The sequence below is a fragment of the Streptomyces sp. NPDC058401 genome, from assembly GCF_042722885.1.
Taxonomy (GTDB): Bacteria; Actinomycetota; Actinomycetes; order Streptomycetales; family Streptomycetaceae; genus Streptomyces.
On record NZ_JBHXKA010000228.1, the window covers coordinates 1 to 7,089 of the forward strand.

The 7,089-nt window shown below is 69.6% G+C and carries 7 protein-coding genes; 2 read left to right on the top strand and 5 right to left on the bottom strand.

Annotation, left to right across the window (positions count from 1 at the left end; all coding sequences use genetic code 11):
• Positions 1-233 precede the first annotated feature (233 nt).
• Both ACFWNV_RS38630 and ACFWNV_RS38635 read right to left on the bottom strand, forming a co-directional pair.
• Entirely contained in the window at positions 234-407 is a 174-nt protein-coding gene (locus tag ACFWNV_RS38630) for a CsbD family protein (protein ID WP_383956699.1), read from the bottom strand.
• Between the two features lie 504 nt (positions 408-911).
• Positions 912-1,106, bottom strand: coding sequence for a hypothetical protein (locus ACFWNV_RS38635; RefSeq protein WP_383956702.1), 195 nt, complete (start codon positions 1,104-1,106; stop codon positions 912-914).
• 97 nt (positions 1,107-1,203) lie between these two features.
• Between ACFWNV_RS38635 and ACFWNV_RS38640 the strand changes: the two genes are divergently transcribed.
• A complete protein-coding gene (locus ACFWNV_RS38640) occupies positions 1,204-1,437 on the top strand; it encodes a GNAT family N-acetyltransferase (RefSeq protein WP_383956705.1) in 234 nt (77 codons plus the stop codon).
• Between the two features lie 107 nt (positions 1,438-1,544).
• Here ACFWNV_RS38640 and ACFWNV_RS38645 read toward each other — a convergent pair whose 3' ends face one another.
• Both ACFWNV_RS38645 and ACFWNV_RS38650 read right to left on the bottom strand, forming a co-directional pair.
• Complete coding sequence (locus tag ACFWNV_RS38645) at positions 1,545-2,090, bottom strand: MOSC domain-containing protein (protein ID WP_383956708.1); 546 nt, start codon at positions 2,088-2,090, stop codon at positions 1,545-1,547.
• A gap of 233 nt (positions 2,091-2,323) precedes the next feature.
• Positions 2,324-4,060 carry an FG-GAP-like repeat-containing protein gene (locus ACFWNV_RS38650; protein ID WP_383956711.1) on the bottom strand — a complete coding sequence of 579 codons (1,737 nt, stop codon included), beginning with the start codon at positions 4,058-4,060 and terminating at the stop codon, positions 2,324-2,326.
• A gap of 109 nt (positions 4,061-4,169) precedes the next feature.
• On the opposite strand from ACFWNV_RS38650, the gene ACFWNV_RS38655 reads away from it, so the two are divergent.
• Positions 4,170-4,511: a transposase gene (locus tag ACFWNV_RS38655; RefSeq protein ID WP_383956714.1), complete on the top strand. Its 342-nt coding sequence runs from the start codon at positions 4,170-4,172 to the stop codon at positions 4,509-4,511.
• A 118-nt stretch (positions 4,512-4,629) separates the two neighbouring features.
• Here the strand turns inward: ACFWNV_RS38655 and ACFWNV_RS38660 are convergent.
• Positions 4,630-7,089, bottom strand: a 2,460-nt coding sequence (locus ACFWNV_RS38660; protein WP_383956717.1) for a trypsin-like serine protease, incomplete at its 5' end; no start/stop codon positions are given.

Genomic DNA, 7,089 nt, shown 5'->3' on the forward strand with positions numbered 1-7,089 from the left:
CCCCTCGGCCATCAGGCCGAGGGGGACGTTCGCATTTCAGGACCGCCACCGCGGGCGGGCTCGGCTGGTCGGCGACGGCCCAGCCGTAGAAGGCTCCGAGCCCAAGACGAGGGCGATGAAAGCGATCTTGGCGAGTTTCACGGTTCGGTTCTACCGTCCTGAATGTGGCTGGGCCCCGACCCGGGGGGAGGGGGCGGGGCCCAGCGGGTGACGGTGGTCCGTCGTGTGTGTGGCTAGTGCCGGAAGGTGTCCTTGATGTCTTCCTTGGCCTGGCGGGCGTTGCCCTTGGCCTGGTCGGCATGGCCGTCGGCGGTCATGCGCTTGTTGCCGGCCATGCGGCCCATGGCTTCCTTGGCCTTGCCCTTGGCCTGCTCGGCGTGCGCCTTGGCCTTCTCTGTGCCCGACATCGGGACCTCCTCGTGTAGTACCGGATTGGTCGTGTCGCTCTCGTGCTCCCGATCGCCGCCCGCAAACCCCCATCCGTGTGCCGGCTTTCTCGAGGCCGCCGAGCGGCCGGTGCGGGAGAGGGTAGGGCGCGAAGGATGAGGGCGGGAGTGCACTGTCCGCCGCACGGGGTACGACTGGACCCGCCTGCGCCGATGAACAGCCCGCGAAGGGCGGGCCGGACAGGAGGCGGCCCGGAGGTTGATGACCCTGCTCCTTGTTCAGCGTTCACCGTCACGCCGGCGTTCCTCCGTGCACCGGGTGGTCCGGGAGGCGGCGGAGGAGGGGACCCGGGGTAGGTGTCGATCGGCCGAGCCGGTCGCCGGGACGCGGCAGGTGAGTAGCTCCCCTGCCGGTCGCCGTGACGCGGCAGGGGGCCTACTCACCTGAAATGATCGGCGGCTGTCCAGGCCGGCACTGCCCGTCTTGGCGCGCCTGACACTCGCCTCCGAAGGGGCGGTGTCGTATCAGCGGGCGTGGCGGTGGACACTCCGCTGGTGGGGGAGTCCAGTCGGCCGGGCGCCGGTGGTGGCGCGGCGGTGGGTGGCCCGGCTGCGGCGGCCAGGGAAGGGGTTGCCCCGGGCGGGGGCGCTGGGGGCCGCGGCCAGCAGGGCGATGAGGGCGGGGACCGCGACGAGGATGAGCACGGTAACGAGGGTCATGTTCCTGCCTTCCGTCGGGTTCTGACTGCCTGTAGCTACCTAGTGTTACCGGAATGCAATGACGTAAACACACGGGGTGATGATTGGTGGGACTGCCGTGTCAGTACCCGCGGTGCACGAAGCGGGCCGCCTCCTCATGGCCTACGGCTTCGGACACCTGGGCCTGCACCGCATCTGGGCCGGCCACCGCAGCGACCACCACCGCATGGCCACCGTCATGCACGCCGCCGGCCTGCGCCCCGAAGCCACCCTGAACCAGCTCTTCCGCACCCAGGGCATCTGGCACGACGTCACCACCCCCCTGAGGCCCTCAGCGCCCTGGCCGTCGTGACCAGCAAGCACCACCCGGTCGTCGATGGCCAGGGCCTTCTCGAACCGCTTCTCCAGCATCGTGGGGTTGTCCTTCAGCAGCACGACCCCGTCCACCAGCGTCTGCCCCTAGACCCGTTCTAGCGGGCGGTGAGGGGGTGGCGGGGGCTCTATCTGGATGGAATCGTCGGGGCGGACGGTCCCGCCACGGCGGACCACAGCCATGACGCCGCACTTGAACGTGAAATCGCCGGACAAGGGGTCGATGGCGAAGACCTCACCGAGCAGCCCCTTGCGGAATTCGTTGATCTTCGAGCACGGGTTGCGCAGTCCGGTCACCTCAAGTACCGCCTGCTCCCCGAGATGGAGGAGGGCGCCGGTGGGCAGGCCCAGCAGGTCCACCCCGCGCGTGGTGATGTTCTCGCCGAGCTGGCCCGCAGAGACCCTGAAGCCCTTGAGCGCGAGTTCCTCGAAGAGTTCCTCGTGCATCAGGTGGACCTGGCGCAGGTTGGGCAGGTTCGGCTCGTAGGTCATGCGGAACTGGTGGCGGATCGTCTCACCTGCGTGAACGTCCCTCTCCACTCCGAGCCCCGTGAGCAGCCTGATGGAATCGCGGTTGGGCTTGCTGAACGAGTACCCCTTGTTGCGGCTCACTGCGGTCACCTGACCAGGCATCACGCCCTCCACCTGTCGTCGTTCTGCGGCCGGTCGATCATAGAGGCGGTGCAAGCAGCTTTGTGGGGGAGGCGTGCAGGGAGCCGCACCCCATCGGGCGGACGCGTCAGGTCCGGCTCCTGGCGGGCACCTTCCCGTCACCGAATACCAAAGAGACAGCCCCTACGCCTGCGCGCGGTGCTCGGTGGCGCATCGCAGCTCACGGCCGGTCTGCCGAGGACTGTTGTTCTCTGTTACGAGAGGGATTCGATGTAGCCCCATCCGCCCGTGCCGACTTCCACAGGCACAGCCCAACCGCCCGCGGTGGCGGGCTGGAACAGCAGGTTGCCGCCCTGCTGGGTCTGGGCGGTGTATGCGGTGGTGAGCCACAGGTCGGCCAGTTGGTCGCCGTTGCCGTCGCCGAGGGAGACGGCCAGCGGGTATTGGGACGCGGTCCAGGTGCCGGCGAGCGTGGTGGGGCCGTCCAGCAGCGCGGCGCCGTTGCTGCGGTAGGACTGTAGCTGTCCGGTGCTGCGGTTGCGGGTCCACAGATCCGCCCGGTCCTGGTCGTCGGGCTCGCCGGCGGCCTTGCCGCTGTTTCCGGGGACCAGGACGTCGATGTCGTTTCCGGTGGCCCATTCGCTGAGGCCGATCTTTACCGCGGAGTGTGGCAGGGAGGGGCCGGTGGCCGGGGCTCCGCCGCGGTGCAGCCACAGTCCGGATCCGCCTTGGACCACGAGGTCGGGGCGGCCGTCGCCGTCGACATCACCCGCAGCCCGGGCGGTGGTGCCGCCCCAGGTGTTCTGCCTGTTGGGGAAGGTCACCGGCGTGCCGAGGGTCCCGTCGCCCAAGTTCGGGTAGACGTACAGCTCGGTGCCGACCTGGGCGAGGATGTCTTCGCGGCCGTCACCGGTCCAGTCACCGCGGTGGCTCACCGTCGCGCCTAGGAAGCCGGTCGCGGCAAGTACGCAGGGGGACCCGAAGCGGCCGCCTCCGAGGCTCGGGTAGAGGCGGAGCGAGCCGTCCTTGCGTACGGCCAGAAGGTCCGGGCGGCCGTCCCCGGTGAGGTCACCGGGTGTGGGCTTGCGCGGTACGGCGAAGGCACGCACGAGTGCGTGGTCCTTCTCCTTGGACAGCTGCGGGTCTTCGATTTTCAGCGAAGGGGAGGCGAAGTCCTCGCTGCTGAAGAAGACGTGGTCGAACTTGATCGTGTAGCCGGGCTCCGGCAACTTGTTGGCGTCCCACCCGGCGGTCGGCTTGTTCTCGCCGGCGTCGGCCTCGGCGAGTGGTCCACTGGTGGGGACACCAGCGGCGAGAGCCGGGTTGATGTGTGCGGGCGTACGGTTGAAGTCGCCCGCGACGATCACGGACGCTCCGCCGGCCTGTGCCTGGATGTGCTGCGTCAACTCGTGCATGTCACCCGCGGCCGTCCCCTGGGACAGATGGACGCTGCAGGCAAGGGTGTACCGGCCGGCGAGGGGGCCTTTCGCGCAGACCGCGAGGCGTACGTCGTTCTCGCCGGCGGTGATGAGTACCGGACTGCCGCTGACCTGTTCGGCCGTCGCGTTACGGAAGAGGACGGCTTGGCCGAGAGCGGTGTCCGACCCCCACGCTCGACACCCCTGGAGAGGAGCGATGGGGCCGTAGGTCTGCCTGCTGGCGAAGTATGCCGCGTACCCGGAGAGTTTTGGGAGCAGGGCGTCGTACTGGCCCTTGCACAGCTCCTGCAGCATGATCACGTCGGTACCCGCGAGCTTGGCCTTGTTGACGGCATCGGCCGCCCACTCCTCTGCCCGCTGCTCCGGGGTCTTCCCGGGTGCTGTGGCCAGTGGGCTCTGGCAGGCGTCCCAGCCGCCGCACACGTTGTACGACGCGAGACTGACTCGCGGGTCAGAGGCACTTTGAGCCGCAACAGGGGACGCGGACCCGGCGAACAGGCCCGCCACGAGGACGAAGCCGGCCAGCATGCGCGTCATGCGCTGTCTCTTCATGAACCATGTCCTTCTGTGGTGATGATCCATCAGTGGTCAGGGGTGCACGGGCACGGCTACGACCTGGCGCCGCCCGGCCCGGGCCTTCGCGGAGCCGGGCCGATCGCCGTTGGCGTGCACGGCAACCGCCCGAGGCCGGGCGCGCCCGGGGACTGACGGATGGCGGCCTGCCGGATGGCGGCGTGCGGGCCCATCAGCACACCGCCGCCAAAGGGAGCTCGACGAACGGGCCCTGGGACGCTCCCGCGGCGGACTGACCAGCAAAATCCACCTCGCCTGTGACGGCCGCGGCCGGCCCCTGGCCTTCGTACTCACCGCCGGCACCCGCAACGACTGCACCCAGGCCGAGACCGTCATCGGCCTCATCCGTGTCGCGGACGGCGGTCCCGGACGGCCCCGGGTGCGACCCGAGCGGGTCATCGGGGACCGCCCGCAGGTCGGCCGCCTCTGATCGCCAAGCACAGGCCCTTTGCCCACGATGTTCTGCGATCGATCGATCGGCGGGTGCTCGGCCGAAGGCCCCGCCCACGGGGACGAAGTCGTCCGAAAGTGGGCGGGGCCGACGGGCGCTACTTGGTGGTGGTGACGGTCAGGTCGGTCGGGTTGGTGAGGGTGCCCGGGATCTGGCGCCAGGCGGTCCAGTTGCCGAGGGCGGTGTCGAGGGTGATGTTCTGGACGATGCCGCCCGCACCGATCGCGTAGACGTGGACGTTGGCGGCGCCGGCGGCGCTGGAGATACGGGTCAGGCCGGTTCCGCCGATCTTGGTCCAGGACGGCTTGAAGGCACCGGCGAGGTAGTCGCCGGCCTGGCTGTGCAGGGCTCCGTCGGAGCCGATGACCTGGACCTGGACGGTGGCGCCGACGCGGGCGACGGTGATGTCCTTGGCGCCGGTGATGCCGCCGGGCAGTTCACCCCACACGCTCCAGGTGTTGCTGCGGGTGTCGAGGTCACGGCCGTAGACCTTGCCGGACGCGATGCCGTAGAGGCGGACGTACGGTCCCGCCTTCACGGAAGACAGGCTGGTCAGCCCGGTGGTGCCGGAGACGGCGGCCCAGGTGGGGTTCCAGCGTCCGGCGTTGTAGTCGGCGACCTGGGTGTACAGGTTGCCGTCACCACCGACGATCTGAACGTACAGGACGTTGTTGATCATCGCGGCGGAGATGTCCTTGACGGACGCGGCACCTCCCGGAACCTCGTTCCAGGTACCCCAGACCTTGGTGGAGGGGTTGTACTCGCGGTCGTAGACCTTGCCGCCGGCGACACCGACGTACCGGATGGTGGGCCCGGTGTCAGCACTGGTCAGCTGAGTGATCGGCAGTCCGGCGATGCTGCCCCACTGGGCGCCGAAGGCGCCGCTGGACAGGGAGCCGGTCTGGAGAGAGAGTGCGCTGCCCGTGGTGGCGGCGAGCGTCACCTTCGAGGGCGCGACGGAGATCGCGGCGCCCACGTCGGTGGCGCCGGAGATACCGCCCTTGATCTCCCGGAAGGCGCTCCAGGTGCCGGTGACGCTGTCGAACCGGGCATTGCTGACCTTGCCCGCGGGGTCGGTCGAGTAGAGCTCGATGGTGCTACCCGCCGGCGCGCTCGAGACGTTCTTGAGTCCGCTGCCGCCGACCCTGGTCCAGGCGTCGTTCCAGCGGCCGGCGTCGTAGTTGCCGAACTGGGTCCACAGAGCGTCGTCACCGCCGATCATCTGGACCTGGATGTTGTTGCCGATCGAGCTGGAGGCGATGTCCTTGACGCCGCTGGCGCTGCCGGGGAGTTCGCCCCAGGGGCTCCAACTGCTGTTACGGGTGTCGAGGTCCCGACCGTAGACATGTCCGTTGCCGACGGCGTAGACGCGCACGTAGGGCCCGGAGGGCGAGCTGGTGACGCGGGTCAGCCCGGAGGCCCCAACTGCGGTCCACGCGCTGTTCCAGCGGCCTGCCTTGTAGTCGGCGACCTGGGAGAACAGGTCGCCGTTGCCGCCGACGATCTGCACGTGAACGCTGGTACCGACGAGCGAGGCGGAGATGTCCTGGGCATTCACAGCCCCACCCGGCACTTCACCCCAGCCCGACCACTTGCCGTTCGACGCGAGATCGAGGTCCTGACCGTAGACCTTGCCGCCGGCGATGGCGTAGGCACGCACCAGGTCGCCGTCGCGGACGGTGACCACGCGGGAGACGTCCTTGCCGGCGACCTTGGCCCAGGCCTGCCCGTACTCCCCGGTCCCGAGGTCTCCGAACTGCGACCACATGGCCCCGCCGCCACCGGCGAGCAGCGACACCTGGTTACCGCTCCTCGGAGCGACAGCCTCGTTGATCCAGGTGCCGAGGTTGTCGGTGCGGGCGGCTATGGCGCCGGTGCGCGTCTCGGTGGGGTCGGCGCCGAGGCAGCCGCCCTGCCAGGAGCGGCTGTTGATGCCGACGAGTTCACCGGTGGCGTTGAGGAGGGGGCCGCCGGTGTCGCCCTTGCAGAGGCTGTCCGTGCCCTTGCCGGTGACGGCCAGGGTGGTGGAGTCCGAGAAGTCCGCGGTGAAGGTCCCGGTGTGCGTCTTGCCAGGTGCCCACTCGGTCTTGGTTCGTCCGAAGCCCACGGCGGTCAGATCGACGCCGGCTATCGGGGCAGTGCCCGACGGCTTGATGAGCGCGATGCCGCTGACGGGAGTGACGAGGCGGGCCAGGACGACATCCCGGTCGGTGCGGGGGACGAGCTCGGAGACGTCGACGCGCCTGCCGTCGCCGAGGGTCACGGTTGTCCTGAGCGCGGGCGCACCGGCCGGCACGGCGGTACCGGGCGTCGAGGCGAAGCAGCTCGAGGCGGTCAGGACCCAGGAGACGTCGACGAGGGAGCCGGTGCACCCGCGACCGTTCGCCTCATCACCGATGTTCAGCTTGACGACGGAAGCGTGCTGGCCGGCCGCGGCCTCCGGGCCGGAGACGGCTTGGGCGGAACCGGCGGGAACGAGCGACGCGGCGACCGCGGTCGCGGTGACGAGCAGGCCCGATATCGGCGCGGTGCGTGGACGGGATGCAGACATGACTAA